Genomic DNA, 20049 nt, shown 5'->3' with positions numbered 1-20049 from the left:
TCCAAGGTTTTCTTCTCATCTAATTATTCATATACTTCTTCAAGATATTTCAGTTTAGGTCCATATCCCTTTTGAGGAATTTTGCTCTGAAACACTTCAATCAGTTTTTTGTCCGCTATGCTTTCGTAGGTTACCGTTGCTTTAACTTCTATTCTCCATTTGCTTGTAGATAAGTTAATCTCGATATCTTCAGGGTTAGCATCGTTAGCACTAAGGATAGATTGAGCTGCATTCATTATTTCACTATTAACCCCAGAAAAATTAGCTTTAAAAGAATCTTTCAGTTCAGGGTGATCGTCTATTTCACCTGGTAATACATCATTTAAAGCTTGCAGGTAGGAAATATCAGAGTCTTTTCCCGAGGCAACGTATTCCTGCTGTTTCTCTTCAATTTGCTCGTTAATGGTTTTACCACCATCTAATTCTTTCTGTTGCATCGAAATGTCATCCCAATCAAATTCTTCAATTGTTTTTGTAGTTTCTTCTATTAATACGGAAGTAGCCGCAAACGCTGCTTGCTCTACAGCACTATTTGCCTGAGATTGAACCACGTAGATCTTTGCAATATTCGCCACAATAAGAAACACAATAGCCACGATTCCAAACAACCAAAGAATAAAGAAAATTGAATTTCCTTTTTCGTTATCTACATACTTTCTCATTCCACCAATACCTGACCCACTACTGATTGGTCAAATGTTAAAGCAGTCTCATCTTTCCATTGCTTAGGGATAAAGACGAGGGGGTGCTCTACTTTAACGATTAGTTCAAACTTCCCGTTCACATCAGGAATAATTGACATTTCATCATACGTAATAACGTTACTTGTACCAATCGCCTTTTTAACAGTGTTCTCAGCCTCTAAAACGTCCTTAGTTGCTGAATATGATTTAGCTCCTTCGTTCACTGCAGTTTTTACTGTATAGATAGCATACCCTGACGCTACAACTTGCCATAGGAGAAGAAAGAACATAAAGAAGAAAGGGAGAATTCCTAAAAATTCAAATGTGAGAGCACCTTTTTCGTTTTTTATTTTTTTTAAGAACTTCCTCATTTTAACCTCTCCTAATTTTCTTCTAGTCGATTAATTTTGAATTGTAGATACCATACGTGAAATAAAACCAACCAAACTGATTTAATATCTGTTTCACTATAATGATACTCAATTACATCTTTCACTCTAAATATAGAGTAATATAACAAACCAATAAAATAGTACGTTAATATAAGATTAATTGATTCAATGACAGTCTCTCCGTAAGGCGTAAGAAATACTCCTCCAATTAAATTAATGAGAAACGAGAGAATCAAGTACACTGCAAATACAGTCCACCATTTAAAGGGAATATAAGAATTAATTGTACTTTCACGAAAAGCTTTTCGTCTTCTCAAAAACCAAAATGATAAATAAATACCTGCTGTAATAATTGTAAATAACACAACAAGAAATACGTTCGTTTTCTTCAATGGTAAACTTCCAACAGGTTTATCCATAGAAGTCTCCCCTTTCACTCTTATACTTAATTGTGAGATAAATATACATTAGAGGAAATACCGCTATATTAATGAGCGCTCTAGAAAACACGAACACATAATGATTATTGTCAAATGAATTTAACAAAAATGAAATACCTGCCCACACAAGTAGATTAATACTCACTATTAAAAGTAAATCAATTAGAATAAAAATATTTTCAGCTAACAATACTCTTCCTAGCTTTCTAAATACACCTGAAACTTTCTTTTGATCAACAAATAATGGGAAAACTACAAGTGAAACCAAGCATATTATCGTTGGAATAAATGCTAACCCTAGCCCCCATACCGCTATTAAATAGAAGCCGCTCGTAAACATAACGATTAATCCAAATTCATTCACAAAGATTTTTACTAGTTCTGTAATAGACAGCGATTCTTCATCATACAAATCTTGCATTGTGATTCTGACAAAAGGTGGGTATAGCAAGGTGAAATTGATAATGATTAAAAAAGCTGCGTAAATATATGAATTTTCCATATTCATTTCTGTCAAAATATATATCATTGCTTGAAAACAAAAAAATGATACAGGAAATACAATTGTCAACCCAACAAGCAATATCATTAATAAGTTTCTATTGTAAATACTTAAGGTTTCTCTAAACATAATCTTTTCTCAACTTTCCAATTATGAATTCCTTAGAGAATAAGGCAGTAATCAACGCAACCGAAGTACTCAATAATAAATTATTACTAATCTGAGCAGGATTAGCTAATACATAAATATTAAAAATAAAATAAGCGACTACATAATTTATTACAGTTAATGTAATACTCCCCAAAAAGGCCGCTGTATATGGTGTTTGAATGTTTTTGAATGGTGCTAACAATCCTATTAATGCATTAGTAATAAAAAACTGTACAAGGATTATGATTGGGATTGAGCCTATATTAAAAAAGCCAATAAAAAATGAAAATAGAATCGTAATTAATAATACGATGCCTACTGATTGAATTAGACCTTTGAAATTAAACATGTCTACCTCCATTTTGTGCATGCTTTCTCATTCTTTTAATTCATCCATTCGCTGAGGTGTAATTAGAAGAATTGGTGCTATAAAAAGAAACAATAGTGCTAACATAAAACTGAATATCGCAACTGTGAATGCATCCGGATTGGATGATAGGTTCGCATTAAAGAATAAAATCGTACCGAACCCGATAATAAGAGAGCTGAATAGTAAATAAACCTTTCCAAGTCCCGTTTTTGATGGATTCTGGACGCCTATAGCTATTTTTTCAGAATAAATATAAGGAAAGATTGACATTACGATAATTAATAATAGCCCTAACCAAAAAATAAATGTACCTGCAAATACTCTAAATAAAGGTATTGCAAAATAAAATGATAAAGTGACAATCATAACATAGGAAAGTAATGAAAAATATCTCACACTATGACGGCGATTGCGTCGCCATAGCATGGTGAAAATCAAACCTCCAATTAAAGCTAATATCATATTGAATGTTAATAACATCCAGTTTTCTTCAGGAACAAAACTTGTTAAAAAGCCCATTAATATTAATAAAAAGGTTGTTTGAATAATTCTACTTTCCTTAAAGGTAACTATTTTTCCAGTCAATTATACCACCTACTCCTTTACAGACGGAGGAAAGGATTGCGAAGAGCGGCTAAACCATCAGACAACAATTTCGACCCTTTTTTCTTTGTCCATTTATATCCAGACTTAGCTAAGTTAATTCCTCGATCATATACTTTTTTAACCAATTTAGTGGTTCCTGCTTTGAAGCGCCTTCCAATGCTAGTTCCATTTATTAGGTAGGTAGTAAAGAGACCTGCTCCTAAACCAACACCGGCTCCTATAATAGTACCCACTACTGGAACTGTAGACCCTGCTAAAGCACCAACAGCCATACTGGATGCCACGCTACCAATTGCTGTAGATCCTACACCAATCGCAACATCTGTAGTTAAGGAAGCTGCAAAATCTGTACTAGCTAGTCCCTTTTCTCGTTTTGAAGCATCGTCACTAAATCCATAATCATATATGGAATTAAAGGATGTTAGTGCAACGTTTGCAGGTCCGCCAAGTTTTTTAATATTGCTACCTTTCCAGAAGCTTTTGGAAAATGGAGACCATGATTCTTTAAACGAATTCATTGTAGTAGTTCGAACATTACTCCAAAATCCCGACGTACTGGCTAATGATTTACTTTTTAAGAAATCATTAAATCTATCTTTTCCAATACGACGGGCATTTTTATGAAAATATGCGTCTTTTCCGTCAGATTTAAAAGTTTTATATCTTGTGTAAAACCAATCAGCAATTTTATTGTTAAGTTTGTTTTTTCCATAAACGGAATACTTCCCATTACCTAAATCTTTAAATTGGAATCCAGCATAGTAAGATGCACCAGCTTGTGCTATTTTGTCTCCAAAGCCAAGTACATACCTTTTGTAATCTTTGAGGCCTCCAATAAGATTGCCCATCAATCCTCTCTCACTATCTGTACTACTTACAAATAGATTTAATAATGAAGGATTTTGGTCTCCGCTGCTAGTACTACCGCCTTCTGTTATGACACCTTCACCACTTGCTCCATTACCTCCTCTTAGGGCATCACCGTTTCCATTCGAAGCCCCTCCCTGCAGGGCTGTTCCGCTCCCATCTGGGTCTCCTCCTTGAAGGGCATCACCGCTTCCATTCGGATCTCCTCCTTGAAGGACAGTTCCGTTTCCATTCGCATCTCCCCCTTGAAGGGCATCACCACTTCCATTCGGATCTCCTCCTTGAAGGGCTGTTCCGCCTCCATTCGGATCTCCTCCTTGAAGGGCTGTTCCGCCTCCATTCGGATCTCCTCCTTGAAGGGCTGTTCCGCCTCCATTCGGATCTCCTCCTTGGACAGCATTACCTGAGCCAGACGTAGAGCCAGGCCCGATTGGCTCTCCTGGGGTGAAGCTTTCACCATTAAATGAAAAGTCCGGAAGCGCTGGTGGAGCATTCGGAATAATAAAAGTGCCGTTCGTTAACGGAAAATTCTCCAAGATTGGCTTTCCCGAATTTATTGTTTCACCGTCATTATACGATTCTCCTGGTTTAATTGCTTCCCCTGGTTGAAGAACGTCACCAGGTACCAAGAATTCCCCTCCGCTTATCGGACTTCCTGGGGTGATCGCCTTACCTGGGGTGATCGCCTTACCTGGGGTGATAAACGAACCAGCCATACTTACCACAGGAAACACGTTCCAAAACAATATCGTACAGGTTAAAATTAGACTAAAAAGTCTCGTTAAGTTCATTAAGTTTTCACCCCAACATTATTGAGTGTTAATCTCGTATTTCTCTTCTAATGCCTTTTTCGCTTCTTCGTAATTTTTCTCATTTAAACTCTTTAACTCTTGATTAAATTTAGATATTTCTTCATCAATCCACTTATGATACTTATTATTTTTTTCTTCGAGGTAAATTCTTGATTCATTGTCCATATATCCATGCTCGTAAAATGTATACATAAGAAGATTTATTTGAAGTCTTTCATCTGTCACTTTTACTTGTTCATCTGTTATATATCCAAAAATATCTAAAGAATTTTTTGTTTCTTTAATATCAATGGACTGCTCACCTTTTTCCTTCCATTCATCCCAAGCCTTTGCAATCTCATTGATTTTATCTAGCTCAGATTTCAGTTCAGTTTGATCCTTTACATTTTGATAGATTCCCTCAGTGGATTCAGCAATTTCCTTTAACTGCTGTTGTCCTTCTGCATTCACATTAAACCCAATGACATTAATAATTGGACTAACATTCGAGTTATATAGTTCTTTAGCTGCTACTAAAGGGTCCTGATCACATGTCTCAATTCCATCACTAACTAAATAGACAATATTCGTATTATTTTTTCCATCGTATTTACTTAAATCTTTTTTCGCTTCATTGAGAGCAAGGGTTATAGGGGTCCACCCTGTTGGATTTACTTGGTCAAGAGCTGTTTGAAATTTAGAAGTTTCATAGATATTGATTGGGTAGACAATTTCAGAACTTTTGCAGGAAAGCTCTTTAGCAGAATCTGCGTTGCTCCCTTTATGACCATAAACTCTAAGCCCAACCTTTGCCCCTTCAGGTAACCCTTCTACAAATTTTAAAATTTCTTCTTTGGCCGCCTCCATTTTGGTTTTGCCGCCTACATCTTGCGCCATACTTCCAGATGCATCAAGAATCACTTCGACATTTAAGTTCTCTTTAAATTGATAACGGGAATCCTCAATTTGAGGATTTCCTAACGATTGAAATTTAAGTTGCTTTATTAAACTTTCAGGGCCTTCATAATCTTGTTGCACTCTTTCCAATAACTCTTGATAATAATAATCCAGCTCATTTGTAGAAGGATTATCTTTAATATCTGGCAAATCATTAAAACGTTCCACTGCCCTTTCTTTGTCTTCATTTGTTAACGTCGGAATATACTCTGAATCCTTCCCTGCAGGTAGAGCTTCTAATTCTTTATACGTAGTTGGCAATGGTCTTACCTCTAAGTCTTCTGTCTGATTCTTTTCTAACGTTTCTTCTGTAGACTCATTAGAAGATTTTTCATTATTGCTAGAAGCTTGTTTTGTCGCATTTTGTTCTTCTTTTGTTTCTTCGTTACTGCAACCTACTATTAATAACAAGATCCCTATAAATATTGGTAGTATTCTTTTTAATAATCTTCCACTAAATGCTTGGGAAAAGCTCGCTTTATTCATCAGGTTTTCACCACTACTTTATTGAGTGTTAATCTCGTATTTCTCTTCTAGTGCCTTTTTCGCTTCCTGGTAATTTTTCTCGTTTAAACTCTTTAATTCTTGATTAAATTTAGATATTTCTTCATCAATCCACTTATGATACTTATTATTTTTTTCTTCGAGGTAAATTCTTGAATCATTGTCCATATATCCATACTTGTAAAATGTATACATAAGAAGATTTATTTGAAGTCTTTCATCTGATACTTTTACTTGTTCATCTGTTATATATCCAAAAATATCTAAAGAATTTTTTGTTTCTTTAATATCAATGGACTGCTCACCTTTTTCCTTCCATTCATCCCAAGCCTTTGCAATCTCATTGATCTTATCAAGCTCAGATTTTAGTTCAGCTTGATCTTCTACATTTTGATAAATTCCCTCAGTGGATTTAGCAATTTCCTTCAGCTGCTGTTGCCCCTCCCCATTAACATTAAAGCCAATGACATTAACAATTGGACTAACATTCGAGTTATACAGTTCTTTAGCTGCTACTAAAGGGTCCTGATCACATGTCTCAATCCCATCACTAACTAAGTAGACAATATTCGTATTATTTCTTCCATCGTATTTACTTAAATCTTTCTTTGCTTCATTGAGAGCAAGGGTTATCGGGGTCCACCCTGTCGGTTGAACACCATTTAGTGCAGATTGGAATTTTGATTCAGTAAACGGTTCAATTGGATAGACAATATCGGAGCTACTGCAGGATAATTTTTTATCACTGTCAGCATTACTTCCTTTATGCCCATATACTCTTAATCCTACATTTGCTCCTTCTGGTAATCCTTCCACGAAGTTCATGATTTCTTCTTTGGCAGCTTCCATTTTGGTCTTTCCACCTACATCTTGCGCCATACTTCCCGAAGCATCAAGAATCACTTCGACATTTAAATTCTCTTTAAATTGATAACGGGAATCCTCAATCTGAGGATTTCCAAACGATTGAAATTTAAGTTGCTTTATTAAACTTTCAGGCCCTTTATAATCTCTTTGCAATCTTTCCAATAACTCTTGATAATAATAATCCAATTCATTGGAAGAAGGGTTATCTTTAATATCTGGCAAATCTTTAAAACGTTCCACTGCCTTTTCTTTGTCTTCATTTGTTAACGTTGGAATGTATTCAGAATCCTTCCCTGCAGGCAGAGCTTCTAATTCTTGATACGTAGTTGGTAAGTGCCTTACCTCTAAGTCTTCTGTCTGAGGCTGTTCTATCGTATCTTCTGTAGTTTCTTCTATTGCCTTATTAGAAGATTTTTCACTATTGTTAGTAGTTTGTTTTGTTGCATTTTGTTCTTCTTTTGTTTCTTCGTTACTACAACCTATGATAAATAAAGAGCTTGCTATCAATATTGGCAGTATTGTTTTAAAATATTTCATGTCTCTGCCCCCAATTAATGATTATTCCCCAACCATGCTAGAAATCTTTTTGAAGATATTGTTAATGATATCTGTAACACTTCCCGAACTTGAACTAACCGCAGTCGAAACAATCCCTAACACTAAAATAAGTAATGCAGCTAACCCCAACCATTCTAATGATTGAGCTCCTCTTTCGTTCTTCACCGGGTTTGTTAGTTTCACATAAAGTGCTGTTAATTTTTTCATCATCATTTTTTTCTCTCCTTAAAGTTAGTTTTATTTACTGAAACATTTGTAAAATGTTTCGGTTTTCACTAAACATATTTATAATCATCAAGCCACCGATTAAGATGAGTGCAGATGGCAAAACTAGAAATGTCGTAATTAAAGTTACTTTTGGGGAAGCCTTAGCAGCCTTCTCTTTGATCATTTCTTTTTTAATTTTCCGCATTTCTTCGGCTTGTAGTTTGAAGGTTTTAGATATAGGAACTCCCAATCTTTCACCTTGTATTAGTGATTTTATGAGTAATTGAAATTCTCTACTGTCATTTCGTTCTAACAAGGTGTTATATGCTTCATCTCTTGGAACACCTACACTCAATTCCTGAATGAAACGGCCAAACTCTTCCTTAATGGGTCCTTCAAAGTATGGAACAATATCCCTTAGGGCTTGATCCAGCCCTACCCCCGCTTGAAGAGTAACACTCATGGTGTCGAGAAAATCTGGCAGTTGAAACGATAAACCCTCTTGACGTTTTTTTGCTTTCCCATTTAACCATAGGATAGTTGCCCCATACCCTGCCAAGGGATAAAGAATCACAGCAACCTCTGAGAATGGTAATCTCAAAACGAGGCATAGACCGCCAACTATTAAGCCGATTACAAGAAAGAACATCTTTAATCCTTGAAAACGTTGAACGGTTAGTCCATATGGATGCCCCGCTTTAATTAATAACTTCTGAATATCGTGATCTTCACTGAAGAAATTCACCCTTTGTCCAATCGCAGAAAAATCATCTGCGTATTCAAAAATTTTAGTGAGCATCTTTTCTTTTCTTGTAATCTTCTTTTCAAAAGAGTTATAAATATATGTTTTTTCTTCTATTTCTTGTTTCAGATTATCTTTATAAATGATATACGTATAGAAACTTCTCAAGCTTAACCCTAGGAACAACAAGGTTAAAACTAGGAATATAACGATTAATCCATCCATCGCCTCACACCTTAATATTGGTTACTTTTTTAACGAGGATAAACGTTAATAAAGTACCGCCTATGAATAGTAATAACAAAATGATACCGAGTCCCGTAAACAAAGGATCGAGGAAGCCATCTATAATATTGTTCATCATTAAAACCAAGAAAATGGGAATAACAGGGACGATATACGCAACATACCGTTGCTCTGCTGTCATTGTTTTTATCTCTTGCGTTAAAATCTTTCGTTCTTCTAGCGTTTGCCCCATTTCATCTAGAACGGAGAACAAATTTCCTCCCGCTTTTTTCTGGATGAGAATTGTAGCAACAAATAATTTAAATTCCCGATTCTCAATTCGTTTTTCCATCGATCGAATCGCTGTATTAAAATCGATTCCCAATGAAATTTCCTGAGCTAAACGTTTGAATTCTCCCTTTGCAGGTTCATTTACTTCCTGTGCCACTAGTTGAACGCCTTGATTTAACGTCATCCCAGATCTCGTTGCATTAGCAAGAAGGCGGCAAATTTCAGGTAATTGTTCAACCAGTCGTTGTTTCATTTTGTTTTTTCTCAGTAGGAAAAGGAGTCTTCTTCCCCCTTCGAGAAAAAGAAGAGAGACAAAGATACTGATTAAAAAGCTAAGGCTGAAAAAATTCATAAGTACAATGACGATTCCCATAAAAGCAACAAACTGGGCAGCAAAATATTCAGATGGAGTAAGAGGGATACTGGACTCCCTAAGTTTCTCAAAAATCGGCTTTGCCGTTTCCGTTTGGTCAAACTTGTCTCCTAAAAGTACGATATAGCTTTTTCGTTTTTCACCATTACTGTAAAAATCGGTTACTTGCTTTTTCCATTCTCTTTTTTCCTTTCGATAATCCAAATAAAAGCTTATGGCAATGATGAATAAAAGAGATGAAAGGGTGGCAATGGCAGCAGGTATCATGTACTCACCTCCTCAAAAATAGGGGTGAAGGCTGATTCAGAAATGTTATTTCCAAAAACATTTAATCTTTCCAAGCATTTAGGAACATATCCTGTGGCAGTATAATAGCCTTCGATGGAACCATCCTTTTTCATCCCAGTTCTTTTAAATGTAAAGATTTCCTTCATTTCATGACGACCATCAGGATGCTTCATAACTTCTGAAATAGAGATTATTTTCCTTGTTCCGTCTGTTAATCGCGTGGCTTGGATAATAATATCCAATGCTCCTACAATATATTCCCTGACGATATTAGAAGGAAGATCCATTCCAGCCATGACAACCATTGCTTCTACACGTCTCAAAGCATCTTCAGGAGAGTTGGCATGTACCGTCGTAATTGATCCTTCATGCCCTGTATTCATAGCCTGGAGCATATCAAATGCCTCACCACTACGAACCTCCCCGACGATGATGCGATCAGGTCTCATACGTAAGGCATTCTTTACTAAACTTCGTATGGTTACTTCCCCTCGCCCTTCCACATTCTCGGGTCTTGCCTCCATACCGACAACATTTGGACGATCGAGTCTAAGCTCAGCTGAATCTTCTATTGTTATAACCCTTTCACCATAAGGTATAGATGCAGCAATTACATTTAATAGGGTCGTTTTTCCGGAGCCCGTACCACCTGAGATTAGTATGTTCAGTTTTGATTTAACAACGGCCTCTAGAAAATGGGCCATGCTAGCGTTCAACGAATTGAAGCTTAATAAATCATCCATTTTAAAAGGGTCAGCTCTAAATTTTCTGATAGAAACAAGCGTTCCATTTAAACTGATAGGTGAAATAACGGCATTTACACGACTCCCATCAGGAAGTCTTGCATCTACCATCGGTGAACTCTCATCAATACGCCTACCTAATGGGGCAACAATTCGATCTACGACATGTCTCACGTGTTCATCATCACGAAACTTAATATTACTAACCTCTAATTTACCGAGTCTCTCAACATAGACTTCTTCATACCCATTAATGAGGATCTCCGTTATCGTTTCATCGTTGATTAAAGGCTCCAAAGGACCAAATCCTACTGCTTCATCGAGAATTCGAGAGATTAATAGCTCTTTATCATGTCGTGAAATAATCACTCTTTCCTCTGACATGAATTGAGAAACCAGCTGTTCGATTTTTAGCCTCATCTCACCTTGAGTCAGTTGGGTGAGTGCTTCAAGATTCGTATCTCTAAGCAACCTTGCTTTATAATGTTCTACAAGGTCGTCAACTAAATGATTTTCATACTCATACGTTGTCGGCCTGTTCTTCTTTATTTTTTCTTTTCGTTTATCAAATAGGGACGACAATCTCTTTTCCTCCTATTTTAGAACTGCCCTAGTGAATTTTCTAATATCCTTCGCAAAAGGGATCAATCTCTTTTCATTTGGAGATTTCCTCACTGGCTCACCTTTATTAATAAAGGTTTGCAATCCTTTTAAATCCCTTCTAATAGCTGCTGTAATCGGAAATCTAAGAATATCCTTTAAGTCACCTTCCTGCAGCTCGTTTTCTTTGGAAGTCTCATTTAGAACGATTTCCAATCGAGATTGAAGGTCTATTCCCAAACGAGTGCACAACTCCTCGTAATGCTTAAGTACTTTTAGTGACGAAGTTTCAGGGTATAGAACATAATATATCTTGTCTGATTCTTCCATTGCTGTGACCATTAAATGATTAATATCGGAAGGTAAATCGATAATGACATAATCAAATGACCTTCTGCATGTCCTAAGCAACTTAGCAATAAACTGATCATCGAGTGTTTCCCCTACTTCTGCATCACAGGGGCTTACTAGTATCTCTAATTGCGAATGTGTTTCAGTTTGAGAGACATTCCTAACATGGCTTTCATTTAACTCTTCGATAACCGGTGTTAAATCCGCTATTGATCGATTCGTTTCAATCGACATCATCGTTTCAATGCCACCATACTGTATATTGAAATCGATTAAAATTACCTCTGCAGCTGATTCAAGTTTCAGTGTTTGGGCGAAAGTTGAGGAAATGATCGACTTTCCGCTCCCCCCCTTACCGCTATAAAAGGAGTATATTTGACCTCTACCCTTCCCAAAGACCACCGTACTTTCTTCTCGATTACTTTTTTTCATTTCATAGTTCTTTTTAATCGTCGGGAATCTGCTAAGAAATAATGACATTTCGTCAGGTAATACAAAGAAATCTTCCGCACCCGCTTTTGAGATATTTCGCAGTATAGTAAAATCTGAATCTCTTGCTAAAAAAATAATATAGGTAGAAGGGTTAACTGATTTAATATATTGGATAAGTTCGACTGAATTATCATTATTTGATTGTACAAAAACGATAATATCTCTTGTTTGTCTGTTGACTTCTCTTACTGTATCTTCAGCAGAAATGACAGACAAGCTACTATCCTCTTGATCAAGAGTGTTCAAGACTTGATTCGTAACTACGTCATCTTCACTAACTAGTAGAATATCAAGATTCGTTTCCATTTGATGCGTCTCCTTGATTTGATTCATTTGGTTTGTTCTCATCAACAGGTTTTTGTTCTACAGGCTGTTCGTTTTTCTGCGATCCAGCTTCCGGCTTAGACTCTACTTGTTCTTCTGATGGCAAATCATTTTTACCGACATTTGCCTTTAAGATTCTCATATGCTCAGCATAGTTTTGCATATGTATTAGCTCAGGAGCTTTTTCCTCTGGAACCTCAACAGCTACCCCCGCAAAATTCTTCTCATCTCCTTCAGCATAGGAAACCGGAACATCCTTCATAAACAGCTCTGTTTTTCTTTCTCCATCTACCTCAGATGAAACGATGATATCAATTCTATCTAGCGCCTCGATGACTTGATCGAATTGAACTTTGTCATTTCTGTAAATCGCTACAAGTCGGTTATCTTCATTATTTAAGTTAGAAACAGGTTTAATCATGTTTTTTGTAATGATGTCACCTTCTTTAAGAGGAACGACTGAAGCTCTGTTCTCCAATTGTTGTTTCCCTGTAATGTGTGATTCTGTAACGAATTTATTAGGTATCTCCATTACGGCAATTTGACTTTCCTTAATGGGAGTTCTTGACGGGATATCACCTTTTGCCACATAAATCTCCGTCATTCCACCTAATTCAGAATTTAGATCTTTAACTTTGTTGTAGACTAAGTAGCCTACACTTAAAGCTAACAGAAACGCTAAAAACAAGAATATAAATGCTCTTTTTTTGGACTCAATCATTCCCAGTGTCACTCCATTGCAAAGTAAAATATTATTGGTTTCAAGTTTTCAAAAGGTTTGGTATAGAAGTTTGAAGTCGGTTCGTTTAGGGCAAAATCTTTTCTGAAGTGGATGAACCACTCTTTGCCTTCTTTCCTTCCACACTGTATCTATGAATTAATAATTTTCAAATCCGATAGTATGTAATTTGAATATTATGGAATTTATTATACCTAATTTAATCTCAGAAACCTATAATTTGTAAAATATTTTAATTTTACTATTCTATTTTTATCACCGGTTGCTATAGACGTCAATATTATGAAAATATTGGCGATTTTTGCCTGGTACTATTAAACTATATTTCTTAGTTATATTTTGAGAATTACAGGTAGTTGAATCTAATACAAAAGTCTCATATTCATATTCCCGACAGATCACCTAGCTTTTATTGTTGTACTTTTCAACTCGAATAGTACCATGGTGAACGTTATTAGGTATTTCGAATCGATTTAACAAATGACTAATCCGTGATATACACGAATGTAACGAAAGAGGCACCCCTTTATACTGGGTGCCTCTTTCCTCTCCTTTATATTTGATTTGTTAATGATTCCAGTAGCTCTTCCTTGCTGATTAATGCCTCTCCTCCACCTTGAACAAATGATTCTTTTCCGCCGCCCCTCCCGTTAATCAATGGGAAAACGTTTTGAGCGACCGTCCTTAAGTTGACACGAGGTGATGACCCCTTTGCTGCTACAAATTGAAGTTTCTCATCATTTTGCACAACCAATAATACGACGGTTTCATTTCTCCTAGATGTGATATGCTGAGCGATCTTTTGGAGCTCTCTGATTGGACGGTCTACGAAAGATGCCTTAATAAACGTTCGCCCTTCGTGAGCCTTCGCCTCTTTCAATAGCTCTTCTGCCTCATAGATTAATAAACCTTCTTTCAATTCTTCAATAGCCTTCTCTTGTTCTTTTTGTTTCGCTTGTAAACGTTCAATGGTCAGTACCATGCTTTCTTCCGGCGCCTGCAACATGCCCGTTAACTCTTTTAAAAGTCCATGCTTTTGGTGTAACTGTTTGAGTACCCGATTTCCGCACACAAACTGCAAGCGAATATGCCCTTTATGCTTCTCCCAATCAAGAATCTTAATTGCCCCAACTTCACTTGTAGAGCGGGGATGGGTTCCACCACACCCATTGTAATCAAAGTCAGGTATGAGGACGAGTCGAATTTCACCCGTAACAGAGGGTTGCTTTCTGAGTGGATAGTCAGACAATTCTGCTTCTGTTATCCATTTCGTCTCAATTAGCCTCCCCTCTTGAATCACTTGGTTGGCTAATGCTTCTGCTTTAAGAGCATCTGTTTCTGTAATATTACTTACGTCTAGATCAATCGTTAATATCTCTTTCCCTAGATGGAAGCTGATCGTCTCGTATGAAAGTGCTTCTATAAATGCAGCAGATAAAATATGCTGACCGGCATGCTGCTGCATATGGTCGAAACGACGGTCCCAATTCACTCGTCCTTCAACAACCGTTGAAATATCTTCAATCGGTTCTTCAATATAATGACGGATTTCACCATTCACTTCTTCTACATTAATTACGTTCCTGTTATGCAATGTGCCCGTATCATGAGGCTGTCCTCCTCCCGTTGGATAGAACGCTGTTTCCTCTAATACCACATACCAAGCACCGTTTTCATCCTGTTGTTGATTCTGGATTTCCGTTTGAAATACGTTCATGTAGGCATCTTGGTAATATCGCTTTATCGTCATATTCTTCCCTCTTTCTGAACTTTGCTGTCTATTCATACTTTATCATAAGAGGAATGGGGAGAACCATCTTAGCCCTTATCTAGAATAATAGGTAATCAATCAGTTGATTAAATGGGTGATACCTTAGTCCTAGCGTAGTTAGACTCTTCACTCTTATTTCTACAAATTTCTGTCCTATTTCCCCACCTCAGCTTTAACTTTAATGAAGGATTCTTCTATCCGTGAACCTTTCAGGGCTATATGGGAAAAGAGGATACCTAACATCACTAACAGCAAATAGCCGAGTCCCATTGCCATTCCCCCAATGATGTTGCCGACAATCAATCCGAGAGCACCAATCATTTTCCCTACTTGAAACACCAATCCGTTCATGGCCATATAGGCTCCCCTTTTACTATCATCGACAATATCTGCTAAGAGCGACTGCCTAGTCGGTACATAAAGCAACTCACCGATTGATAAGATGACAACAGAGAGGAACAGAGTAAGAATATGATTACTGAACGCCATAATAAAATAGCCTAGCCCAAATAGGATAAACCCAATATACATGATGGACTTCTCCTGCTTTCCTTTTATCCATTTAGTCGCTGCTGCCGTGAATAGAACGATCATCACTGTATTCACCACTGTCAGTAAACTCAGTAACTTAATTCCGTCAATAGTGAAGGAGAAAATGTTAAACAGTTGAATCGTCTGAGGGATAATTTCGTTCTCGAGTCTTACAGAAATAAAATTATTCCGCTGAAATTCAATGGATAGTATAGAAATCCCACCGAGAGTAAAAGCAATAAATGGCCAATCCTTCATGACTAAGCCGTAGCTCATGATCAACGGCTTGATTCCATAAGTCATTTCCTCTTTATCTTTTTTGACTTTATACGTATCGATGATAAAGGCGGACGTCATCCAAAGAGTCACAACAGCCATAAGTAGTAATACACCTATTAATTCAAAAAAATGATGTTCAAAGAACCACCCTCCAATGATTAGTCCAATCATTATGGACAAGTTTACGGCCCAATAATTGACTGAGTACATGAATGCCCTTGTTTCTTTCGTGCTGACATCAATTAGCATAGCTTCTGCTGCAGGATTGACCATCCCTGCTGATATCCCAATTAAAAGCATCATCATAAACGTAATCCATGGAGAAGTAAATACCGGTGAATTTACAGCAAGCATACCTATAAATGCCCCGACCTTTATGATTTCTCCTGTTACCATTAACTTTTTTCTACCTATAATATCTGCCAGGAATCCTCCATATAATCCAGTTATAAACTGAACGACAACTTGGATGAGCATAAGGAGCCCTGCAACCGAAGCATTCATTTCTTTCGTAAAATAAATAGCCATAAATGGGAAAACAGCTGAACCTACCACCCTACTTAAAAATGATGTATAGATCCTAATCTTAATATTTGGATGTAAGGTTTGAAACATATTATCATCTCCTCTATGCTTCCATTATGTGCTAGGAGAAAAGGGGTAAAAAGGGTATAATATATTAAAAAATGTCCCCTTTTAGGAGGAGAATAAAATGAATGACCGTTATTTTACGATGAGAGCTCATTTTCTTGAACGAGAAGCAAATGGAAGATGTTTCTTTAAATTAAGAGAGCTTGAACAACTATGGTTTTGTTCATTGAAAAATGTGAAAAGGATTCTCCGCCAATTTGAAGAGTTAGACAAAATCACATACCTTCCAGGTGCAGGACGAGGCAATCCTTCAGAAATGATTTTTTCACACCCTTTGCAGATAGAAGTGGAAGAGTTCATGAAAGATTGTATAGAAAACGGAAAGCTTGATCAGGTTGCCCAGCTTCTCAGACTTCCGATTCCAAAATCGTGGCTTCTAAAGGTGTCTTCAGACATTCGGGAAATGTTTGGCTATCAGCAAGGAACTGAATCCAAGGATGTATTGCATTCCTTTATTTCAAGAGACTTTACAACGCTCGACCCCTTGAAGGTTTCCATCTCCTTTGAATCACATTTAATTGAATACCTAGGTGATACACTCGTCAAATATGATAGAAAAAAGGACCGGATTCTTCCCCATCTTGCACACCACTTCGAATCAGAGGAAGACGATAGAAAATGGACGTTTCACTTACGCAAGGGAGTTTTCTTCCATCACCAAAAGCCACTGACAAGTAACGATGTCGCTTATACAATTGAAAGAATAATAAACAGCGATGAGTCTTCCCATCAATGGCTTACAGGGGATATAGAGAAAGTCGACTGTCCTCATCCATATAAAGTCATCATTACATTAAATAAGAAAAATCCATTTTTCTTAAGGTACATCGCTTCACCCCATTTCTGTATCCTTCCGTCAAATCAGCCTTTCAATGAAGAGGAGTGGATTGGTACCGGCCCTTTTTCTCTAAAGGAACGTACCGAAAATAAGATGGTATTGGAAGCATTTGATCACTATTTTCTTGAAAGGCCGCTTCTTGACGAACTTCATTTTTATAAAGTAAGTCATGATGCTGCAACGATTGTGGATTTCACCGTCCAAAATTCACCTTCAGATGAGGTACGAAGTAAACACGAAATTGAAACAGGCTTTCGATTTTTAATGTTTAATTTAAGAAAACAAACGGTTGTCCAGCACCCTTCTGTCCGCAAAGCCCTCTACCATCTGATGGATATAGAGCAGTTGGCAACAGATCTCAACTGGGATCAATGGGTAGAAGCGAGTAGCTTCGTAAATTCGCGGTCCTCTCCGCAGAAGAAGGACCCAACAGCGATTCCCGCTTTATTAGCAGAAGCGGGATATAATGGTGAACCACTCTCGCTTTATCATATGAATTACCAAAAAGCCTCTGACCTAGCCAATTGGTTTAAAGAGCAGGGAGAGAAATACGGCATAACATTTGTACTACAATCGTATACCTTTCACGATTTCTATTGCCGTGACATCGATCAGAAAGCAGACTTAATCTTCATGGGGGAGGTGTCTTCTCTAGATCCTCACCTTTCATTTTTAGGTGCTTTCTACAACGACACTCTTCTATTCAGACGAATGTTTCCCCTAGACTCCCTTCAGTGGATTAATAGAAAGCTAGAGACCTTCAAACAGGTAGATTCAGAAAACAGGGAAGTCATTATGTCTGAAATCGAAGCTCATATTCGTGAAAACGATCTATTAATTTTTCAACACCACCCAATTAAAACAAGGACCTTCCATCCTTTAATAAAGGATGTGAAAATCCATTCATTCGGACACTTTGACTTCTCTAAACTATGGATCCCCAGTTAAAGGATAAAATGAAAGAAAGGGAGCTCCATCGTATTGGAGCTCCCTTTCTTATTGGAATAGCGCATCAAGTATACCTCTTGTGTTCAATCAAGGATGATTTGGTCATCATCTATCTTTATGTTTAAAAATTGAAATGAAAAAGACATTTCATTCAATCTCAATTTTGGTATGGCTAATAAGTTCTCCTATTAGCTCGTAAAAACCTTTGCATACTCATTAAAATCTCCCTCACTAAACACATTAAATATAATTTTTTCAAAATGATTTGGTTGAGATTCTAGCCATTGATTTACTGTGCTTACGGCGATATGTGCAGCTTCTGGTTTCGGAAAACCAAACACACCCGTTGATATTGCACAGAACGCAACAGTTTTAATCTTATCAATCTTATTTGCCAATTCCAGACAAGAGATATAACTAGATGTTAATTCATCCCTTTGTTCCTTAGTTAATTCAGTTCCTTTTGGAACAATAGGACCCACTGTGTGCAACACAAAATTAGCAGGCAAATTATAAGCGCTAGTAATTTTTGCTTTACCCGTTTCCTCTAACTCCTTTTGTGCAGACATAATAATGTCACAGTCATCCCTAAGTTGTGGACCGGCAGCTGAATGAATGGCATTGTCAATACAGGCGTGTAAGGGCTGATAACAACCCAACATATGTTTATTTGCTGCATTCACAATGGCATTAGCGTTTAACTGTGTAATATCTCCTTGCCACAAACTAAATTTATTAGATTGCCTATAAGGATTATTTGGGAATTGTTTTGCAACCGAATCAAGTTTCTCGACCTCAACGATTCCTTTTTCTTTTAACTCAGTTTGTAAGAGAGCGTTAATCTTATTTAATATGTCAGCATTTAATGGTTTTGCCTCTCTTATATTTAAAAGAGCTCTTAACAAATTTCGTTTTCCCTGATAGTTATCAGGTATTTCTACATCTTTTGGGGCATTTGGTTCTATTAATAACTGACTAATTATTTCATCGACAATCTTTTCAGCATTCGTTAATAATAGAGATGGGACAAAATCACCCTCTAAATGAATCAATGACGAATAGTCTTGCAATTGTAATTGAGGCATTCCCACACACTCCTCACTTCTTTATTCCTACTACTACATCTTGCATATTCTCTGTAAATGCAATGGTTTTATTTCTGTTTTCTTTTGCTCCTTCTGGGTGTTCTCTGTTCAAGCGAATTAACATCGCCTTTTCATTATGGTAGGTCATTTGTTCAAATGGATAACGAATGATTCCAGGCGTATTAAATCCAATACCCATCTCTAAATAAACTATTTTCTTTCCCTCTGACTCTTTAAGGAAATCATTATATGCTTTATTGGATTGGTACCAGGATTTATCTTGGACAAAGTATTGGTTTATTCTTAAATGTGGATCCACATCTCCACCACAAACAGGACATTTTGGCACAAGTTCAGTAGATATTTTGCAATTAACCGTTTTTTGTACCATTGACTTTACTAGTTTTTCATTATCATAAAGAGTATCGTGACAACCTTTGGAACATTGAAGGTAACCATAATTCCCTTGAACTTCAAATATTTTATTAGTAGAGAATCCAGCCTTTTCAAACTGGCTATCGACATTGGTTGTAATGACAAAATACTTTTTATCCTTCACCCATTCATATAATTCTCTGTAAAGAGGAGTAGAACTAGGTTCATACCGGTTAACGAAAATATGTTTTGCCCAGTAAGCCCATCTCTCCTCTTGTGTTGGAAACGAATAAAAACCAGAAGAATACATATCGGTCAATCCATACTTTTCAATAAAAGGGGCAAAATTCTCGATAAACCTTTTTCCACTATATTCAATTCCAGCAGCAGCAGATAACCCCGCTCCACCACCTACTAAAATATATTCCGCATCACTCACTGTTTTTTGTGCTAATTGAATTCGTGTCTCAATATCATTTTTCATCCATTGCATCTCCTAACCTAAAAAT

Annotated in this window: 20 protein-coding genes; 1 reads left to right on the top strand and 19 read right to left on the bottom strand. The window is 36.8% G+C overall.

From position 1 onward, the window contains the following. Positions 1-23: 23 nt before the first annotated feature. From WAK64_RS10365 to WAK64_RS10285, 17 genes are all read right to left on the bottom strand, one after another. Entirely contained in the window at positions 24-662 is a 639-nt protein-coding gene (locus WAK64_RS10365; RefSeq protein WP_336586897.1) for a pilus assembly protein TadG-related protein, read from the bottom strand. Beyond that, a complete protein-coding gene (locus tag WAK64_RS10360) occupies positions 659-1054 on the bottom strand; it encodes a pilus assembly protein (protein ID WP_336586896.1) in 396 nt (131 codons plus the stop codon). The genes WAK64_RS10365 and WAK64_RS10360 overlap by 4 nt, the downstream gene beginning before the upstream one ends. 11 nt (positions 1055-1065) lie before the next feature. After that, on the bottom strand, positions 1066-1494 hold the full coding sequence (locus tag WAK64_RS10355; protein WP_336586895.1) for a hypothetical protein: 429 nt from the start codon (positions 1492-1494) through the stop codon (positions 1066-1068). Then, on the bottom strand, positions 1487-2146 hold the full coding sequence (locus tag WAK64_RS10350; protein ID WP_336586894.1) for a hypothetical protein: 660 nt from the start codon (positions 2144-2146) through the stop codon (positions 1487-1489). Before WAK64_RS10350 ends, WAK64_RS10355 begins: the two co-directional genes overlap by 8 nt. Then, complete coding sequence (locus WAK64_RS10345) at positions 2139-2516, bottom strand: hypothetical protein (RefSeq protein ID WP_336586893.1); 378 nt, start codon at positions 2514-2516, stop codon at positions 2139-2141. Before WAK64_RS10345 ends, WAK64_RS10350 begins: the two co-directional genes overlap by 8 nt. A 27-nt stretch (positions 2517-2543) precedes the next feature. Then, a complete protein-coding gene (locus WAK64_RS10340) occupies positions 2544-3122 on the bottom strand; it encodes a hypothetical protein (RefSeq protein ID WP_336586892.1) in 579 nt (192 codons plus the stop codon). 17 nt (positions 3123-3139) lie between these two features. After that, positions 3140-4801: an ICP22 family protein gene (locus WAK64_RS10335; RefSeq protein ID WP_336586891.1), complete on the bottom strand. Its 1662-nt coding sequence runs from the start codon at positions 4799-4801 to the stop codon at positions 3140-3142. A gap of 18 nt (positions 4802-4819) precedes the next feature. Then, on the bottom strand, positions 4820-6244 hold the full coding sequence (locus tag WAK64_RS10330) for a VWA domain-containing protein (RefSeq protein ID WP_336586890.1): 1425 nt from the start codon (positions 6242-6244) through the stop codon (positions 4820-4822). A gap of 18 nt (positions 6245-6262) precedes the next feature. Then, on the bottom strand, positions 6263-7666 hold the full coding sequence (locus tag WAK64_RS10325) for a vWA domain-containing protein (RefSeq protein ID WP_336586889.1): 1404 nt from the start codon (positions 7664-7666) through the stop codon (positions 6263-6265). 21 nt (positions 7667-7687) lie between these two features. Beyond that, complete coding sequence (locus WAK64_RS10320; RefSeq protein ID WP_336586888.1) at positions 7688-7900, bottom strand: hypothetical protein; 213 nt, start codon at positions 7898-7900, stop codon at positions 7688-7690. A gap of 28 nt (positions 7901-7928) precedes the next feature. Next, the gene (locus tag WAK64_RS10315; RefSeq protein WP_336586887.1) at positions 7929-8861 is read right to left on the bottom strand and encodes a type II secretion system F family protein; all 933 of its coding nucleotides are present in this window, start codon (positions 8859-8861) and stop codon (positions 7929-7931) included. Positions 8862-8865: 4 nt separating this feature from the next. Next, entirely contained in the window at positions 8866-9792 is a 927-nt protein-coding gene (locus WAK64_RS10310) for a type II secretion system F family protein (RefSeq protein ID WP_336586886.1), read from the bottom strand. Further along, complete coding sequence (locus WAK64_RS10305; RefSeq protein ID WP_336586885.1) at positions 9789-11138, bottom strand: TadA family conjugal transfer-associated ATPase; 1350 nt, start codon at positions 11136-11138, stop codon at positions 9789-9791. Before WAK64_RS10305 ends, WAK64_RS10310 begins: the two co-directional genes overlap by 4 nt. A 12-nt stretch (positions 11139-11150) precedes the next feature. Then, positions 11151-12305, bottom strand: coding sequence for a CpaE/TadZ family protein (locus WAK64_RS10300; RefSeq protein WP_336586884.1), 1155 nt, complete (start codon positions 12303-12305; stop codon positions 11151-11153). Beyond that, entirely contained in the window at positions 12289-13044 is a 756-nt protein-coding gene (locus WAK64_RS10295; RefSeq protein WP_336586883.1) for a flagella basal body P-ring formation protein FlgA, read from the bottom strand. The genes WAK64_RS10300 and WAK64_RS10295 overlap by 17 nt, the downstream gene beginning before the upstream one ends. Before the next feature lie 571 nt (positions 13045-13615). Beyond that, complete coding sequence (locus WAK64_RS10290; protein ID WP_336586882.1) at positions 13616-14812, bottom strand: alanyl-tRNA editing protein; 1197 nt, start codon at positions 14810-14812, stop codon at positions 13616-13618. A 174-nt stretch (positions 14813-14986) separates the two neighbouring features. Then, positions 14987-16258, bottom strand: coding sequence for an MDR family MFS transporter (locus WAK64_RS10285; protein WP_336586881.1), 1272 nt, complete (start codon positions 16256-16258; stop codon positions 14987-14989). A 97-nt stretch (positions 16259-16355) separates the two neighbouring features. Here WAK64_RS10285 and WAK64_RS10280 point away from each other — a divergent pair, with 97 nt between their 5' ends. Continuing rightward, on the top strand, positions 16356-18080 hold the full coding sequence (locus WAK64_RS10280) for an ABC transporter substrate-binding protein (RefSeq protein WP_336586880.1): 1725 nt from the start codon (positions 16356-16358) through the stop codon (positions 18078-18080). A gap of 188 nt (positions 18081-18268) precedes the next feature. On the opposite strand, the gene WAK64_RS10275 is transcribed toward WAK64_RS10280, so the two are convergent. Further along, positions 18269-19165 carry a protein-ADP-ribose hydrolase gene (locus WAK64_RS10275; protein WP_336586879.1) on the bottom strand — a complete coding sequence of 299 codons (897 nt, stop codon included), beginning with the start codon at positions 19163-19165 and terminating at the stop codon, positions 18269-18271. Positions 19166-19178: 13 nt separating this feature from the next. Then, a complete protein-coding gene (locus tag WAK64_RS10270) occupies positions 19179-20024 on the bottom strand; it encodes a Sir2 family NAD-dependent protein deacetylase (RefSeq protein ID WP_336586878.1) in 846 nt (281 codons plus the stop codon). Positions 20025-20049 lie beyond the last annotated feature (25 nt).

Source organism: Bacillus spongiae (genome assembly GCF_037120725.1).
Classification (GTDB): domain Bacteria; phylum Bacillota; class Bacilli; order Bacillales; family Bacillaceae_K; genus Bacillus_CI; species Bacillus_CI spongiae.
This window is presented reverse-complemented; position numbering and strand designations above follow the sequence as displayed.